Origin of the sequence: Acinetobacter kanungonis (genome assembly GCF_009939195.1) — a bacterium.
In the GTDB taxonomy this organism is placed as follows: Bacteria; Pseudomonadota; Gammaproteobacteria; order Pseudomonadales; family Moraxellaceae; genus Acinetobacter; species Acinetobacter kanungonis.
Genome location: NZ_JAACKC010000005.1, coordinates 154,375 through 169,518, shown reverse-complemented (window position 1 = coordinate 169,518; position 15,144 = coordinate 154,375). Strand labels below are relative to the sequence as shown.

The following is a 15,144-nucleotide window of genomic DNA, read 5'->3' as shown; positions in this document are numbered from 1 at the left end:
CATGAGTGCGAGCTACATTCTTCAGGCGGTCGATTTGAAGCATGTGTTTAAGTCTCAACAAAAACACATTGAAGATACCTGCGCGCTGAATAATATCAATATGCAGATTAAAGCAGGCGAACTCACTGCTTTGGTTGGTCCAGATGGTGCAGGGAAAACCACCTTTCTTCGATTAATTGCAGGTTTATATCAGCCGACAGCAGGACAACTTGACGTATTGGGTTTGAATGTCGCTGAACATTCGCAAGCCATTCAAAACCAAATTAGCTATATGCCACAGCGCTTTGGACTGTATGAAGATTTAAGCATTATTGAAAACCTGAATTTGTATGCAGACTTGCATGGGGTTTCACAACACGTCCGTCAGCAACGTTTCGAACGTTTACTCCGCATTACCGATTTAGCTGCTTTTACCAAGCGATTGGCAGGTCAACTTTCAGGCGGAATGAAGCAGAAATTGGGATTGGCATGTACGCTGGTACGCTCGCCTGAACTTTTATTGCTTGATGAACCTAGTGTCGGTGTAGACCCACTTTCCCGTCGGGATCTTTGGGGCATCATCGAAAAATTAGTTCAGGAAGAAAAGCTGAATGTCATCATTAGCACGGCTTACATGGATGAAGCAGAACGTTGTGATCAAGTCTATGTGATGTATGAGGGACAGGTGATCCAGCAAGGTACACCAAGCCAATTGCGAGAATATGCACAAGGCAGAACATGGCAAGCCGTACCACCAAAACACATGAAAGCACGGGTGTTACAAGCAGCTTTATTAGACAATACGACGCTGTATTGCGATGCTGTACCCAAAGGTGAAGTGGTTCGTTTTATCACCCAAGAAGCTTATGCTGCTTTTCCAGAACAACTGTTGCCGCAAAATATACATGCTGAATCCAGACCCGCTGAATTAGAAGATGCTTTTATGCTGATTTTGCATCAAACACAGCAACAGTCAACACCCAAGGCATTGATTCAAAATAACAAGGAAGATGATCAAACTTCAGAAGCTTTAACATTTGATCAGCCCAATAATAGCGATGAAAAAGTCATCAGCGTGCAAAATCTCGTGCGCAAATTTGGTGATTTTACAGCGGTTGCCAGTACCTCTTTTGATGTGCATCGCGGGGAAATCTTCGGTTTACTGGGACCCAATGGTGCAGGTAAAACCACGACTTTCCGCATGTTATGCGGTTTATTACCTGCCAGTAGTGGGATGCTAGAAGTTGCAGGGGTAAATTTAAGAACTGCACGTGCTCATGCGCGCGCCAAAATTGGTTATGTATCGCAAAAATTTGCCCTATATGGAAATTTGAGTGTGCATGAAAATCTGAAATTCTTTGGCGGGGCTTATGGGCTTTCAGGTAAAAGGCTGAAGCAGCAAATTGAAAAAATGTTGCAGCAGTTCCATTTAAAACCTGAAGCCAAAAGCGGGGACTTGCCCGCGGGATTTAAGCAGCGACTTTCTATGGTGGCTGCACTGTTACATGAACCTGAAATTTTATTCTTGGATGAACCGACCAGCGGGATTGACCCACTGGCACGCCGTGAGTTTTGGCACACCATAGGCGAACTTGCAGACCGTGGTATTACCATTATTGTCACAACCCATTTTATGGAGGAAGCAGAGTACTGTGACCGTATTGCCATTCAAGATGCTGGAAAATTACTGGCACTTGGCTCTCCTCAGGAGGTAAGACAACAAGCAGGACTACATGCTGGCAAAGATATGAACAGTGCTTTTATTGCCATTGTTGAGCAGGCACGGCAGGTTCAGTCAATAGAAAAGGAGAGTGTCTAATGCAGTCTTCTTTCTTGATTCGTTTGATAGCCTTAACGCGTAAAGAGTCGATCCAACTGTTACGAGCCAAAAGTAGTCTCGCGATTGGATTATTATTACCGATTATTCTGATTCTGCTGTTTGGCTATGGCTTGTCTTTTGACTTAAGCAACGGGCGTGTTGCGGTCGTGGTTGAGCAACCCTCTCCTCAGACGCAGCAAATTGTGGCTGGAATTAACGGTAGTCCATATCTAACAGCACAGCAATTTCACAACATGCCTGAAGCCATTTCTGCAATTAAAAATGATGCAGTCGATGCCATTTTAGTGGTTCCTGCTAATTTTGAGGCAGCGCAATTACAAGGGGATGGCAAACTTCAATTACTGACCAATGGACGTTCTACCAGTATTGCTTCGAGCATGCAAAGTTATGTCTCAGGCGCCATTTCCAACAGTTTAAATTTACAAGCTGAACGACAGAATGCAACAGCTAACCAAGCGACGGTGAGCGTAGAACAACGGATGTGGTTTAATGAATCGGCAAACAGTACATGGTTCTTGGTTCCTGGCTTAATTGTTTTGGTGCTGACCTTAATCGGGGCATTTCTGACAGGTTTATTAATTGCCAGAGAGCGGGAACAAGGCACACTGGAAGCTTTGTTTGTCACGCCAGTACGCCCCTTAGAATTGGTGATTGCCAAGCTCATCCCATATTTAGTGGTTGGGTTGATTGATATTGTGATTTGTCTGATCGCATCTTCCGTCTTGTTTGACGTGCCGATGCGCAGTTCAATATTTGCAATTTTAACTGCCTGCTTTCTATATTTATTGGTCTCCTTATTATTGGGGCTAACCATTTCGGGCTTTTCTCAAAGTCAGTTTCAAGCCAGCCAGCTTACACTTTTAGCCAGTTTTATGCCTGCAATGATGCTGTCAGGCTTTGTATTTGATATTCGAAATTTACCTTTTGTGATTCAGATCATTAGCCAGATACTGCCTGCAACACACTTTATGTCACTGATTAAAACCCTATTTCTGGGGGGAGATGATTGGGGATTATGGTTCAAGGAATGCAGTATCCTTATACTTTATGTCGTTGCGCTAATGTTTGCGGCATGTAAATCACTTAAAAAACAGTTGAGATAAAGACATGATTCATCGCTTTTTAGCATGGTTTCAATATCTGGCTGTCTTGGTCAGAAAAGAGTTTCTGGTCATATTTAGTGATCCAGCCAATCGAACCGTATTGTTTGCACCAGTGCTGATTCAGTCTTTATTGTTTGGTTATGCTGCAACGTATGATGTTAATAATGTGGACTATGCCATTCTGGATTTAAGCCATAGCCGTACATCGACAGAACTCATCGCCAAGCTGGATGGTTCAGGCATCTTCCACCGTACAGCCACGCTTGAAAATAGTCAGCAAATTGCTCCGATCATTTATGAGCGTCAAGCTCTGGCCGTAATTACCATTCCCGAAGATTTTGAACAGAAATTGACGCAGCAACAAGCATCACCGATTCAAGTGATTGTCGATGGGCGGAATTCTTCCACCGCGGGAGCAGCAAGTGCCTATATTTCAACGATTGTACAGCAGTTTAATCAACAGTATTTACAAAACAGTCCCGCTTTAACAATAGAAACGCGAACTTGGTATAACCCTAATCATGAGTCACGCTGGGGGATCATGCCATCTTTGATTGCGGCTTTAAGTATGATGCAAACCTTACTGCTATCTTCTTTATCTGTGGCAAGGGAAAGGGAGCAAGGGACATTCGATCAACTTTTAGTGACCCCATATACCCCTGTACAAATTATGATTGGCAAAGCTTTGCCGCCGATCTTTGTTGGCTTAATCCAGTCTACGATTATTTTTCTAATTATCTTGTTTTGGTTTCAAATCCCGATGCAAGGCTCGATTGGCTTGCTGTATTTAGGTTTGGTTAGCTTTAATATTGCGGTTGTGGGGGTTGGGCTGTCTATTTCTGCAATTGCATTGAATATGCAACAAGCCATGTTTTTTACGTTCTTGCTGATTATGCCACTCATGTTGTTGTCTGGACTACTGACACCCGTACAGAATATGCCACAGTTTCTTGAGATTGCGACGTATATCAATCCTTTACGATTTGGCATTGACTTGGTGTTACGTGTGTATTTGGAAGGGGCTGAATTTGCCCAAGTAAAATATGATTTTATTCCAATGATTGTCCTGACCTGTATCACTTTGCCCTTGGCAGCTTGGTTATTTCGCAATCGATTGTCTTAAATGGCATAGAGATGTGCTCAGCCGAGTCTGAGCACATCTCTTTGACTTTAAAAATTAAAGGCGAAATTCAGGTAGAACAATTGCTTCCAGTCCGTATCTTTTGAATCTGCAAAAGCATTCATATCGCCACCAATAAATGCGTCATTCTTTGCCCACATATACTCGGCATTGACCCGCAATTGCTTATAGTCAAATGCCAGTCCCGCAATATTGCGATAGGAGTTTGGCAGGTTGTCTTTTTTCATAAGACCGCTGAGCACCACATAAGGACGGAAGCCAGTCAGGGTTTGAAATTGATCAGGAATTCGATAACCCAGATCCGCCACATAATAATAAGAATTATTAGCAAGGTTATATTCGGAATCAAAAGATCCGAAAGTGGAGTAATTTAAGTCATCTTGCGCATTATCAATCTGTTGATAACCGAAGGTTAAGGTCGAATCAAACCGATCTTTTGTGGTTTTAGCAAAAATATTGCCATTCAAGCGTGAACCTGTTTTATGCGTGTTTTGGTTGTCGAGTTGGGAATACCACAGAGAACTACCGACTTTATAATCTAAGTCTGCATGTTTGTGCTGATAACTGTATTTACCAAAGAGCATATGCTGTTCTTTAATGCGGGTTGTATCGAGTGAACTGCCTTTTACAAAATTAGCACTGTAGCGCGATGCATCTGGACTTGTACCAATATAGTTGCCACCATCGCTGGGGAAATAACCAATACTTAATGCATGTTGCTGAATTTGCTGATCATAACGAAAGCCTAAATTGTGCGTGTCTTGCATACCTAAGGTATACATCATACTTTCATAATAACTGCTGTCCCAATAAGTATCGGCACCAAAAGGAATAGGCTGTAATCCCACCGTGAGCAACTTACTCGGATCAAATTGATAAGAAAAATAGGCATCCGACAACACAGTAAAATCACATAATTCATCGAATTGGTAACAACGTGCGGTCACTGCGCCAGACCATTGATCCTTTTGATAGTTTAAATACAACGTCAGGTCATTAAATTTAGCTTTGCTTTTTTCAGTGGCAGCATATTCTTTATATTGATAGTTGCTATTGACCACCCCAGAAAATTGAAAATTTGCCTCATCAGCCAAGGCCAGTGGTGAATAAAAATAGAAAATAGGTAAACTCGTCAGAGCAGCATATTTTTTAAGCATGTAAGTTTCCTAAACAAGATTAAAAAAGAATAGATAGAGCAAGTGTTATAGAAATGAACTGATGCTGAAAATTCGTTATGGCTTTAAAACAGAAGGATGTAAAACTAGAAAAATTAGTCATTACATCGAAGATTTTAAAAATTAAAATCGAAGAGAAATAAAGAATTGAAAAACAAACGGCATACAGAAATGATCGTAAATGACACTCACAATAAACTAGCGAGTGGGTATGGTAATCAAAACATCATCAATTTTTCAAATTTACAGTCAAATTTAGGCTGTACAGTAACAAAAAAGGAACTTAATGACTAAGTTCCTTTCTCTAATTTTAAATGATTAAATCAGATGCTTAAGCAGACTGTTTAGGGTGCACCATGTTTTGTACAGAAAGAACTTCTGCTAAAACTTTATCTGAAAGCAAGTTTTCAGCTTTGATCAGCGCCAAAATACTTTGACCAGATTCGTTTGCTTCTTTAGCAATACGCGTTGTTGTTTCATAGCCAAGGTATGGGTTTAATACAGTAATGATACCGATTGAGTTGTCGACCAAGTGTTGGCAATGTTCTGCATTAGCTTGGATATTCTCGATACATTTTTGCTGGAACATACGCATAGCTTTACCTAACAAATCAATTGATTCAAAAAGTTTGAATGCAATTAACGGTTCCATGGCATTTAACTGCAACTGACCCGCTTCAGCAGAAAGGGTAATTGCCAAGTCATTTGCAATAATTTGGTAGCAAGCCAAGTTCATTGCTTCTGGAATTACAGGGTTCACTTTACCTGGCATGATTGAACTGCCTGGTTGACGAGGTTCTAAATGAATTTCATTTAAACCTGCACGTGGACCACTCGATAATAAACGAAGGTCATTGGCAATTTTCGCAAGTTTAGTCGCAGTACGTTTTAAGAAACCAGACAATAAAACGAAATCACCCATATCAGAAGTTGCTTCAATTAAGTCAGGCGAACTAGAGATATTCTTTTGTGTAATTTGTGCCAACGCTTCAATGGCATGTAAACGGTATTCAACTTCAGTGTTGATGCCTGTACCAATTGCAGTACCAGCCAAATTCACAACACCCAATGCATTCGGCATGATGCTGTAAAGCATATTCAAGTCATTTTGCAAAGTATTGGCAAATGCACCAAATTCTTGTCCTAAAGTCATAGGCACAGCGTCTTGTAACTGTGTACGACCCATTTTCAAAATATGTGCAAATTCTTCAGATTTTGCACGGAAACTATCAATTAAGTTTTGGAATGGGGTGTTAAGTTGATCTAAAGAAAATAATAGACCGACTTTAATGGCAGTAGGGTATACGTCATTGGTTGATTGTGACATATTAACGTCATTATTCGGGTGTAAATATTTATATTCACCTTTTAAATGACCCATATATTCCAAGCCAATATTTGCAATAACTTCGTTTGCATTCATATTGGTTGAAGTACCAGCACCACCTTGAATCATATCAATTGGGAATTGATCATGATATAAATCATTCATCAACTGTTGGCATGCGTATTGAATCGCATTGTATTTATTTTCTTCAAGTTTATTTAATTTAAAATTCGATACTGCACATGCAGATTTAACCATTGCCAGTGCTTTAATAAAAATAGGGAAATGGCTTAATTTATTAGGACTTAAATTGAAATTTTCTAAAGCTCTAAGCGTTTGTACACCATAGTAGCAATGGAAAGGGACTTCTTTAAAACCGAGTAAGTCTTTTTCAGTCCGTGATTTAATTTCAATATTCATTTAGAGAAGCTCTATATCGGGGTTAAATTTATCTTAGAGCCAGAACCCTCAGGCTGGCTAATGTAAAAAAATATTTATCCATGCAATTTTTGCATAACACTGTATAATTAATAGCACCGTTTAAATTATGGACAACGCAAATGTCATTGGAAATTCGCTGGATTGAAGATTTACTTGCTCTAGAACAAGAGAAGTCAATTTCAAAAGCGGCTGAACTCAGACATGTAACACAATCTGCTTTCACACGCAGAATTCAAGCCATAGAAGATGCACTTGGCTTTCAAATTTTAAAACGCTATAGCAAGAACGTAGACTTTACAGATGCAGGACAAATTTTATTATCTTCCGCAAAAAATATACAAAATCAACTAGATACAACAATTAAGTATTTAGAGAAAAACATCCGAAACAATGAACTTTCAATCAAGTTTGCGGTTTCTCATTCATTAATCACACAGTTTTTCCCAAACTTCATTCACAATTTATATACAGATATTAAAGATCTACAACTTGAAATTATTGCAGCAAACATGAAACAGGGCATGCGATTATTGAAAGAAGGTTCATGTGATTTCTTGATTTGCTATTGTGATGAAGAAACTTTAAAACAATTGGACCATGCAATTTTTGCATTTCATAAAATTGTGAAAATGGAAATATTACCTGTCGCATCTGCACGTGATAAATACGAAAAATACAGTTTAGATCAAAATTTCCCTTTATTATCGTACAGTAAACAAGCATATCTGAGAAAATGTGTTGATCGTGAAATTGAAGATAAACTTGATTATCGAATTTTATATGAAACAGATAATGCGGGTGATCTAAAAGCTTTGGTTTTACAAGGACTAGGCATCGCTTGGCTACCAAAACTTTTAATTGAAGAAGAGATTGCTGAAAATAAATTAAGAGTCTTAGATGATTATCATTTTTTCCAAGATGTTTATATTATTCGCAGTAAAGTAATCTACTCTCAGCGCATGGATTATATCTGGAATACCTTGATTCAATAATCAATTCAGGGATTGTATAAATCACCAATAAAAATCGCTTAAATAGATTTATACAATGCCTATAATATTTTTTATAAATCCCAATTCATTCTAATATATTTATTTTTCTGCTTATCCTAACACTTGATTATTGATCCATCTTATAAAGCTTTAGACAGATTATCAACTCATCTTTTATCAATTTGGTCTTAACAATGTTGGCGCTTGTTCAAGTTTCTGAGCGAGAAACTGGATTAAAACTTTCAGTTTAGGCGGTAAATGCTTCGTGGCTGGGTAAAGGAGCCATGCACCACCACTATAATAGGTTTTGAAATACCAGTCGGGCAGGACTTGAATCAATTGCTTATTTTGCAACGCCTGATTGGCAACAAAGTACGGCAAACTGGCAATACCAATGTGTTGTAAGGCAGCATCTAGCCGCACTCCAGTATGATTGGCTGCATAGCGACCTTTAACATGCACTGAAATATTTTTACTGCCTTGTTGAAATTTCCATTTTGAATCAATGGCTTGTTCGCCTAAATAAATGCAAGAATGCTCCTTTAAATCGTGTGGATGCTGTGGTGTTCCGTGCTCTGCTAAATATTCGGGAGACGCACAGATCACATGATCAATTTCAATCAGTTTTCGCCCCATTAAGCCATTATTCGGCTTTTCCGTAATACGAATTGCAAGGTCAACTTCATCCTCAATTAAATCTACATAGCGATCCTCTAAAAGTAGTTGAATGTCTATTTGGGGATACAGTCTTAAAAACTCAGGTAAATGTGGGTGAATTAAGTAATGCCCAACAGCTTTAGGCACACTCATGCGAATTTGTCCTTGTGGTTCTGCATGAAATTTCTCTGAACTCTCCATCACGGCTTGTGCAGCATTCACCATGTCGAGGCAACGTTCATAGACGGCTTGTCCACTCTCACTCAAACGTAGTTTTCGTGTGGTGCGTTGAATTAATCGCGTACCCAAAGCTTTTTCGAGCCTTGAAATGGCTCGGCTTATTGCAGAAGGAGTAGTCCCCATCTGCCGTGCCGTTTCAGAGAAACTATTGGTTTCTACCACTTTCACAAATGTCACCATTTCATTCAGTAAGTTTAGATTTTGATTTGTGCTCATAAGGCAAAAGTTATTTGATTTTTTAATAGATTATCACGATTAGAACAACGTTATACAATTTTTACATAAGCTGAAATGGATCGTGATTGATGGAAAAAAATCTTTATTTATATGGTATTACCGAACATGAAGTTGAAGTTTTATCATGTGAACAACTTGCGAATGAAAATTTAAAAGTCGTCTTAAATCAAACGCCCTTTCATCCGCAGGGTGGAGGACAGCCGAGTGATGTCGGGACAATTGCAGAGAGCGACGTCATTCATGTTGCATTTGAAAATGGCAACATTATTCATGAGTGCAAACAAGCTATTCCGCTAGGTCTAGCATTTGCAAAAGTAAATCAACAGCAGCAACATTTGCATAGCCGGTTACATAGTGCAGGGCATTTAATCGGACATATTGTAGAGACTCATGGTTGGCAGCCCACTAAAGCACAGCATTGGCCAGATGATGCCAAAGTACAATTTATAGCAACTGAAAACAATGAAGAAATAGATTCTCTGCATCTAAAACACCTTCTTAAACAGGCGATTGATGCTGATCTTCCTGCCAAAATCACGATCAATAATGCGGGCTTTCGTGAAATTGCTTTTGGTCATTTTAATGCCTATCCATGTGGCGGCACACATGTTCAATCACTTGCAGAAATAGGTGAAATTGAGATCCTGAAAATTGAAATGAAGAAAGGAAAACTCACTATACGTTATGGATTAGCTGTAGGCCATGCGGGATGAGTGTTTATAGCCATGAATTTTTAACATTAGCACTTATCCATTTTCTCGCGGTGATTATTCCTGGACCTGACTTTATTGTGACGGTTCGACAAAGCACGCTCTATGGTCATCGTATTGGATGTATAACAGCACTGGGCATAGGCTGTGGTATTTCAGTCCATGTGTTTTATACCCTCATTGGGGTAGGACTGATTCTGTCTCAGAATCAGAGTTTTATGAGCATTTTCCAAATGATAGGTGCCTCATATTTACTCTATTTAGGCTGGAATTGTATTCAAGGGGCATCCAAACCTATTCAGTTGAGCATGGATCAAGCATCCAACTTAGCTGCGATGACCACCCAGAAAGCATTTATGACGGGCTTTCTAACCAATGCTTTGAATCCGAAAGCAACCATTTTCTTTCTCGCAATTTTTACCAGTATTGTGGGTGTGACAACACCTCTAGGTATTCAGATCTTTTATGGAGGATGGATGTGTTTGGTGAATGCGCTATGGTTTGTAGGTGTCAGTTTGATCTTCACACGACCCAACATTCGATCAAGTTTTCTCAAATACAACGCTGTACTTGAAAAAATGCTGGGGGTGTTATTGGCTGGAATTGCATTGCGTTTAATTTGGAGTGTTGTTTTTCATTAAAACTAACGATTAAGCTGGTTGTCAGATCTGTCGCGTTGGATGGTGAATGGCTATACGCAACTGATGAGTAGTCCATACTTTCAACATCTAAATGCCTTCTCATTTTTAGAGAAGGCAAGGATGAGAGGGCTTTAAGGGAATATTTAAAAAGGACTTATGAGATAGTTTTACTTTCTCGCAGAGTTATTGTTCTTTATGAATAAATTGTCTTCAGCAATGGCATCACTGGAAAGAATCGCCTTATAAATAAAAACGGGAATACCATCTTCCACGTCTTGGACTTTAAGTTCTTTGGAACCATCCCGATATTCAAAGATTGCTATCGGGTAGCGGTCTTGATCTGCAATATAAAATCGACGATCTTTAATAATCAACAATTCATGTTGAAACTGATGCTGTAATAAACGCATGAATTTGCTTTCATTTGAAGAGAGTAAATTAAGCTCTCGAATACGATCTGCATCGCTGTAATGTTGAAGTTTGGCGCGTTGTCTTTCGTTATAACTCAGATAGACATTTCGTGTATTGGGTCTGGCTTTAGTATTTGGGGCATTTGTCTCTTTACGTGAATCACCAAATAAATAACCAATAATAAAACCGAGAATCAGACAGAAGATAGCAATACCCATAATCTGTTTAATCCAAATAGTCAGCAAAGTTATACGGCATGAGTTTCCCTCAATTATTATCAAGTCGATGCTTTGCATTCTAACATGAGCAGATCCTGTTAAAAGAATGTGGTTTATATCCATAAAAAATTAATAAAAGAAAGTAACTATGTTTTAGTTGGTAAGGAATAAACTGAAAAGAATCTCAGAAAATAAAGATATCTTATAGAGTTCGCAGCGACTGTATCTAGCTTACATAGTGCCATAGGCGTTAAGAAACGTGACTGAATGATAAAAAGTTAATAACCGTTTTACATTGATAATAATAATGATTACTATTTGCACCAATATTAATATTTACTACTTGGAAATAAAAATGCGCTTGTCACACTTTAGTCTTTGCCTACTTACAACAGCAATTTGCAGCCAACTTTATGCAGACGATTCCGTTGCAATAGGGACTGAAACACAAAATGCCGAAGCGAAGCTTCCTACTATTGTGATGACTGCGACACGTACACCGAAAAGTATTGCTGAAATTGCAGGAACAGTACAAACCATTTCGGCAGCCGAAATTGCTCAACAAGCAGCACCAGGGAAAAAAGTCGCAGATATTCTTGCTCAACTGGTGCCATCTTTAGCACCGAGTAGTGGAACCAGCAGTAATTACGGGCAAACCATGCGTGGACGTAATGTACTGGTGATGATTGATGGGGTTTCTCAAACTGGATCTCGAGATGTCGCACGTCAATTGAATAGTATTAGCCCGAATATGATTGATCATATTGAAGTGGTTTCGGGCGCGACCAGTATTTATGGTTCTGGGGCAACAGGCGGTATTATCAATATTATTACCAAACGTGCAGACAAATCGGAACCTGTCAGTTTCGAAACAAAATTAGGGGTGACATCGGCAGATAATTTTCGGGGTGACAGCTTAGCTTATCAAGTTGGACAAAGTGCTTCATTTTCCAATGATTCAGTCGATGGTTTTTTAGGTGTGGACTATACCAGTCGCGGTTCGCAGTTTGATGGTAATGGAGATCGTATTGCACTAAGCCCATGGCAAGGCAGTACCATGGATACGGATACCATAGATGTAAATGGACGCCTGAATTTTAATTTGACTGATAGCCAAAGTTTAAGTTTTGGTGCGCAATATTATAAAGATGAACAAGATACAGAATATGGTCCAGATTACTCTTATCTACAGACAAACGCAGAACCTTCCTTAAAAGCAGTAAAAGGCTGGAGCTTAGACAAACAGCCATTCACAGAGCGTTATGCCTTCAATACCCAGTATCAAAATCAGAGTTTCTTAGGGCAGGTTTTAAATGTTGAAGCCTATTATCGAAATGAAAAATCCCGTTTCGTTCCTTATGGTTATTCTGCGGACGGTGTAAATGTTAAACAAAGTCAGTCAGATGTGGACTTTGCTGGAATTCGAACAACCCTACAGTCGGACCTAAAAGTTGCCGAACGCGATTTAAAACTGACGTATGGTCTGGATTATGATTGGGAAAAAGACCATCAATGGGCTGAGTTTTATACGCCAAGCAACAATGGTTTGGTGTATACCGCAACGGGGGAAACTCAAGGCTTAGGTCCCGATACTGAAATTCAAAACATTGGAACATTTGTGCAAGGGGATTATGCCTTAACAGATCGGCTCAATGTACAGGCAGGAGTACGCTACCAGTATGTACAGGCAGATACAGACAGTTACTTAACAGCACGTAAGCCTTATACCTTAATGGCAGCCGATTCGACTGACTCGGATAAGTTTCTGTTTAACTTAGGCACAGTGTTTAAATTGACGGATGCACAACAAATCTATGCCAACTTCTCTCAGGGTTATAGCTACCCAGATGTACAGCGTGTATTAAGAGATGTGGCAGCGTATACACTGACCACGTCTGGCATAGAACCAATTACCGTAAACAGTTATGAACTGGGTTGGCGATTCAACCAAGATTCTGGTTTAAATTTGGGTTTAACAGGCTTCTACAATACCTCAGATAAAGTCGTTCAATTTAACTCAGACCGATCTGTGAATATAGTCGATACCGATCAACGTATTTATGGCGCAGAAGCCACTGTGAGTTATCCATTTATGGAGAACTATAAAGTAGGCGGAACTTTGGGTTATACCCGTGGTCAATACAAAGATGCAGCCGACCAATGGCATGAGTTAAATGCTTTCACAATCTCACCGATGAAAGGAACATTATTTGCGGAATGGAGCAATGCTGCGGGTTATGGTCTACGTGCGCAAATGTTGGCTATTCAAGGAACCAATAAAGCCTATAAAGATGACCTAGAGCTTGAAGCTGCTGGACTGAGCGATGGCAATAGTGCAGCAGAAATTAAAGGGTATACAATAATGGATGTATTGGCACACTTCCCACTAGCAAAAGGACGTGTGGACTTTGGAGTTTATAATGTTTGGGGTAAGCAATATAAAACTGTCTTTGCACAACAAGCTGCTGTGACTAATGCCAATTCACTCTTAGCAATTCCAGCAGAAGGACGAACTTTCGCTTTGAGTTACACCATAAAATACTAATTTATTTGAAAAAGTATCCATCATCATGATGGATACTTTTACCTGAATTAAATCGGCATCAATAGAATAGTTAGTTGCAAGGTGAATATACTTACTAAAATATAGTAACTATCTAATAGTTTGTTTTAATTCACTGCTGATGAGGGTTTTATAAAAACCAAAGATTCCGAGTACAGGTCCAATCAGTAGGATCCAAGTTGAATCTAAACCAATGCGATCAAACGCATGAGTGGTCAAAGCAATAGAGATGATGGTAATGGCAAAGCCAATCGAATTTTGCAAAGCAAGCCCTGCACCTAAATTCTCGGGCGGACAAGCAGCAGAGGACAGTGCAGAAAATTGTGGCGAATCGGCAATCACAGATGCGCTCCAAATAATTAGCACGAGCAATATCAACCACTCAGGCAAAGAACGCCAACCAATCGCAAAGATCAGACAGCTTAGACCTGATGTAAATAAAGCCCCAATCGCGACTTTGTCACTGCCATATTTTTTTGACCAATAACCACCTAACAGACAGCCTAAAGCCCCAAAAGCCATAACAAAAAAGGTGGTTAAGGCGAGGTTAGAAAAACGCAGTATGTTTAATACCCCAGAATGAGCAATGAGCAGAGGAAGTACTGTCCAGAAGGCATACAACTCCCACATGTGCCCAAAATATCCCAATGCAGAAGCTCTAAATTTTGGAATTTTAAATACCTGAAATGCTGAGGATTTGTTCACCTTTTTTATTGCTGATTTTGCATTTTGACTGTCACCTAACATGAAAATAAGTGATGCGGCTATTAATGCTAAAATTGAGGATAAGGTGATTACATAATGCCAGTTTAAATTGGCAGATAAGCCATTTAAGGCATGAGGCAGGGCGGAACCCAAGGTCAGCATGGCAACCAAAAGTGCTAAAACCTGCCCAGCTCTTTTAGGTGCCCATTGCACCACTAATTTCATTCCAATGGGGTAGATACCTGCCAGACAAACTCCCACACAAAAGCGATAAATCATGCCATCGACTAAACCGTGTGCAAACCAAGCAAAACACAGGTTAAAAAATGCGCCTAATAATGCTGCAACAGTAAAAATGGAACTCGCCTTGAAGCGATCGGCAAAACCTGTAAATGCAATAAAAAAGGTACCTATGATAAAACCCGCTTGCACTGCATTGGTCAGCCAGCCGATATCTGCGACCGTAATGTGCCATTCTCGGATTAAATCTAGCGCAGCACTATTGGCACTAAACCATAATGATGTACCAAAAAGTTGAGCAAAGGTAATAATTGCAATTGCATGTAATGAGAAGAAAGTAGGTGTATTGCGTTGAGTTTTGAAATCCATTGCCACCATCCCTAGTAAGCTTTTTAGTTTGTCGATTCAGTCTTTCCTGACTTCTATTTTATTGATGTTGCCAAAAGTTTTAATGTTCTTATTCAGTTTATGATGCTTAAGATGAATTAAAAGTTGATTTTTATCATAAAGAATATCAAAAATGC

12 protein-coding genes are annotated in these 15,144 nt (G+C 39.5%); 7 read left to right on the top strand and 5 right to left on the bottom strand.

Annotated features, from left to right (window positions below):
* The first annotated feature begins 1 nt into the window (after nucleotide 1).
* The 3 genes from GWK51_RS11650 to GWK51_RS11640 are packed head-to-tail and all read left to right on the top strand — an operon-like array spanning nucleotide 2 to nucleotide 4,045.
* Nucleotides 2-1,798, top strand: a complete 1,797-nt coding sequence (locus tag GWK51_RS11650; protein WP_161933830.1) for an ATP-binding cassette domain-containing protein — start codon at nucleotides 2-4, stop codon at nucleotides 1,796-1,798.
* Entirely contained in the window at nucleotides 1,798-2,922 is a 1,125-nt protein-coding gene (locus GWK51_RS11645) for an ABC transporter permease (protein WP_161933829.1), read from the top strand. Before GWK51_RS11650 ends, GWK51_RS11645 begins: the two co-directional genes overlap by 1 nt.
* Nucleotides 2,923-2,926: 4 nt before the next feature.
* Nucleotides 2,927-4,045: an ABC transporter permease gene (locus GWK51_RS11640; RefSeq protein ID WP_161933828.1), complete on the top strand. Its 1,119-nt coding sequence runs from the start codon at nucleotides 2,927-2,929 to the stop codon at nucleotides 4,043-4,045.
* Between the two features lie 47 nt (nucleotides 4,046-4,092).
* Here the strand turns inward: GWK51_RS11640 and GWK51_RS11635 are convergent, their stop codons facing one another.
* The gene (locus GWK51_RS11635) at nucleotides 4,093-5,220 is read right to left on the bottom strand and encodes a hypothetical protein (RefSeq protein WP_161933827.1); all 1,128 of its coding nucleotides are present in this window, start codon (nucleotides 5,218-5,220) and stop codon (nucleotides 4,093-4,095) included.
* A 349-nt stretch (nucleotides 5,221-5,569) separates the two neighbouring features.
* Entirely contained in the window at nucleotides 5,570-6,985 is a 1,416-nt protein-coding gene (locus tag GWK51_RS11630; RefSeq protein ID WP_161933826.1) for an aspartate ammonia-lyase, read from the bottom strand.
* Nucleotides 6,986-7,125: 140 nt separating this feature from the next.
* Here GWK51_RS11630 and GWK51_RS11625 point away from each other — a divergent pair, with 140 nt between their 5' ends.
* On the top strand, nucleotides 7,126-7,998 hold the full coding sequence (locus GWK51_RS11625) for a LysR substrate-binding domain-containing protein (RefSeq protein ID WP_142768756.1): 873 nt from the start codon (nucleotides 7,126-7,128) through the stop codon (nucleotides 7,996-7,998).
* Between the two features lie 177 nt (nucleotides 7,999-8,175).
* Here GWK51_RS11625 and GWK51_RS11620 read toward each other — a convergent pair whose 3' ends face one another.
* Complete coding sequence (locus GWK51_RS11620) at nucleotides 8,176-9,111, bottom strand: LysR family transcriptional regulator (RefSeq protein ID WP_161933825.1); 936 nt, start codon at nucleotides 9,109-9,111, stop codon at nucleotides 8,176-8,178.
* An 89-nt stretch (nucleotides 9,112-9,200) separates the two neighbouring features.
* Between GWK51_RS11620 and GWK51_RS11615 the strand changes: the two genes are divergently transcribed.
* The gene (locus GWK51_RS11615; protein ID WP_161933824.1) at nucleotides 9,201-9,845 is read left to right on the top strand and encodes an alanyl-tRNA editing protein; all 645 of its coding nucleotides are present in this window, start codon (nucleotides 9,201-9,203) and stop codon (nucleotides 9,843-9,845) included.
* Nucleotides 9,842-10,483 carry a LysE family translocator gene (locus tag GWK51_RS11610; protein WP_161933823.1) on the top strand — a complete coding sequence of 214 codons (642 nt, stop codon included), beginning with the start codon at nucleotides 9,842-9,844 and terminating at the stop codon, nucleotides 10,481-10,483. Before GWK51_RS11615 ends, GWK51_RS11610 begins: the two co-directional genes overlap by 4 nt.
* A 167-nt stretch (nucleotides 10,484-10,650) precedes the next feature.
* Here GWK51_RS11610 and GWK51_RS11605 read toward each other — a convergent pair whose 3' ends face one another.
* Nucleotides 10,651-11,112: a hypothetical protein gene (locus tag GWK51_RS11605; protein ID WP_161933822.1), complete on the bottom strand. Its 462-nt coding sequence runs from the start codon at nucleotides 11,110-11,112 to the stop codon at nucleotides 10,651-10,653.
* A 355-nt stretch (nucleotides 11,113-11,467) separates the two neighbouring features.
* Between GWK51_RS11605 and GWK51_RS11600 the strand changes: the two genes are divergently transcribed.
* Complete coding sequence (locus GWK51_RS11600) at nucleotides 11,468-13,657, top strand: TonB-dependent receptor (protein ID WP_161933821.1); 2,190 nt, start codon at nucleotides 11,468-11,470, stop codon at nucleotides 13,655-13,657.
* Nucleotides 13,658-13,765: 108 nt separating this feature from the next.
* On the opposite strand, the gene GWK51_RS11595 is transcribed toward GWK51_RS11600, so the two are convergent.
* Entirely contained in the window at nucleotides 13,766-14,989 is a 1,224-nt protein-coding gene (locus GWK51_RS11595) for an MFS transporter (RefSeq protein ID WP_161933820.1), read from the bottom strand.
* Nucleotides 14,990-15,144 lie beyond the last annotated feature (155 nt).

Excerpts from the sequence above, each read along its gene's own strand:
- GWK51_RS11635 (WP_161933827.1), bottom strand. The coding sequence starts at position 5,220 with ATGCTTAAAAAATATGCTGCTCTGACGAGTTTACCTATTTTCTATTTT.
- GWK51_RS11610 (WP_161933823.1), top strand. The coding sequence starts at position 9,842 with ATGAGTGTTTATAGCCATGAATTTTTAACATTAGCACTTATCCATTTT.
- GWK51_RS11620 (WP_161933825.1), bottom strand. The coding sequence starts at position 9,111 with ATGAGCACAAATCAAAATCTAAACTTACTGAATGAAATGGTGACATTT.
- GWK51_RS11630 (WP_161933826.1), bottom strand. The coding sequence starts at position 6,985 with ATGAATATTGAAATTAAATCACGGACTGAAAAAGACTTACTCGGTTTT.
- GWK51_RS11650 (WP_161933830.1), top strand. The coding sequence starts at position 2 with ATGAGTGCGAGCTACATTCTTCAGGCGGTCGATTTGAAGCATGTGTTT.
- GWK51_RS11625 (WP_142768756.1), top strand. The coding sequence starts at position 7,126 with ATGTCATTGGAAATTCGCTGGATTGAAGATTTACTTGCTCTAGAACAA.
- GWK51_RS11615 (WP_161933824.1), top strand. The coding sequence starts at position 9,201 with ATGGAAAAAAATCTTTATTTATATGGTATTACCGAACATGAAGTTGAA.
- GWK51_RS11595 (WP_161933820.1), bottom strand. The coding sequence starts at position 14,989 with ATGGATTTCAAAACTCAACGCAATACACCTACTTTCTTCTCATTACAT.
- GWK51_RS11645 (WP_161933829.1), top strand. The coding sequence starts at position 1,798 with ATGCAGTCTTCTTTCTTGATTCGTTTGATAGCCTTAACGCGTAAAGAG.
- GWK51_RS11605 (WP_161933822.1), bottom strand. The coding sequence starts at position 11,112 with ATGGGTATTGCTATCTTCTGTCTGATTCTCGGTTTTATTATTGGTTAT.
- GWK51_RS11640 (WP_161933828.1), top strand. The coding sequence starts at position 2,927 with ATGATTCATCGCTTTTTAGCATGGTTTCAATATCTGGCTGTCTTGGTC.
- GWK51_RS11600 (WP_161933821.1), top strand. The coding sequence starts at position 11,468 with ATGCGCTTGTCACACTTTAGTCTTTGCCTACTTACAACAGCAATTTGC.